3 protein-coding genes and 1 pseudogene are annotated in these 1,324 nt (G+C 41.2%); all 4 read left to right on the top strand.

Features of this window, described 5'->3' with window-relative positions:
- Nucleotides 1–247 (top strand): annotated as a pseudogene (locus ACNPNW_RS16075) (phage major capsid protein); the annotation flags it as partial.
- Between the two features lie 75 nt (nt 248–322).
- Entirely contained in the window at nt 323–625 is a 303-nt protein-coding gene (locus ACNPNW_RS16070) for a head-tail connector protein (RefSeq protein WP_174893609.1), read from the top strand.
- A gap of 1 nt (nt 626) precedes the next feature.
- Nucleotides 627–857 carry a hypothetical protein gene (locus ACNPNW_RS16065; protein WP_448767168.1) on the top strand — a complete coding sequence of 77 codons (231 nt, stop codon included), beginning with the start codon at nt 627–629 and terminating at the stop codon, nt 855–857.
- 18 nt (nt 858–875) lie between these two features.
- A complete protein-coding gene (locus ACNPNW_RS16060) occupies nt 876–1,235 on the top strand; it encodes a phage head closure protein (protein ID WP_416706170.1) in 360 nt (119 codons plus the stop codon).
- Nucleotides 1,236–1,324 lie beyond the last annotated feature (89 nt).

The following is a 1,324-nucleotide window of genomic DNA, read 5'->3' as shown; positions in this document are numbered from 1 at the left end:
CCGTTTCAGTCCAGTGCAGGCTTTAGGCAAATACTGGTGTGGTAACTTATCAATTGGTTTTGATGGTTACATTCGTGAAGATGTGGATACGCAAGTATCACTTGAAGATGGTGATAACTTCCGTAAAAACCTTGCTACTGTCCGTTCAGAAATGCGTGCAGCTGGTGGTGTGATTGTGCCAGATGCTAACGTTGCCGGTGATCTTCCGGAAGTCGTTGCTCCAGTTGAAGATCCAATCATTCCCTAATTGATTGATGTGAAAAAAGCCCTCGTTTTGAGGGCTTTTTTATACCTCTTTTTCCGTCAAAAAAAGGCTATTTTCATGAGCGAAGAACTGGTCACACTTGAAAGCGCAAAGTTTCAATTGCGTGTGCTGCATGATCGTGAAGATGCACATATTCGATTGCTCATTAAAGCAGCTTTAAAACATATCGAAAACTTCCTGGATAAACCTCTGGTGGATGTTTGTGTAGATGGTGTGCTGCCTGAAGATCTGCAATATGCAGCCCTGCTGATTATTGGCGACCTCTATAACAACCGGGAATCTCAAGTGGTTGGCACCATCATGACCACCAATAAAACCCTGGAAAACTTGATGATGTCTTACCGCAAAATGGGAATTTAATATGCCAAGAACATTCTTAGAAAAATTTGCATGTTCAACTGCTGCTGTATTGGCAGATGTTGTAAATAAGCATGCAGAGCGCAAAGGTTTAGAAATTTTAAGCATCAGCATAAATGTAGACAAAGAAGCCCGATACAAATACGAAGCTATTGTTTTATTTGAAAAGTCTGTGGTTTTTGAAATGGAAATGCCGAACATCATTTCAGGTCCTGCAATTTCATCCAGTCAGTAAAATAGGAACAGGTGATTTATGCAAACAGGCAAATTAACCGATTATGTCGAAGTGCAAAAAAAGGCCATTGTTCAGGCAAAGGATGGATCTGGTGATCGGGTGGAAGGTTATGTCACCGAATTTCCAGTCTGGGCTGATATTCAGGGTGTGAGTGTCAGTGAGTTTATCGGTGCTCGAGCCAATCAGGTCAAAGTCAGTCATCGTATTGTGATGCGTTTTAGCGATGTTCCAAAAAATATTCAGTGGCAAGATTATCGACTGCTTTGTGATGAACAGGTTTATAAAATTATTGGGGCATTGCCCGATAATAAATCTGGCAAGGAATGGATAACCTTGGCCTGCGAGAGTGGGAGCGCGGTATGGTTAGAACCAATTTAACAGGGCTTGATGAAGTCCTTAAAAAAATGGAAAAAATGAGATTAAACACTCAAAAAAAACATGCACGTAAAGCAGCTCGTAAAGCAGCT

It is taken from the genome of Acinetobacter endophylla (assembly GCF_053543775.1).
Note: the sequence above shows the minus strand (reverse complement) of the source record. Positions and strands in the feature narration are given on the sequence as shown.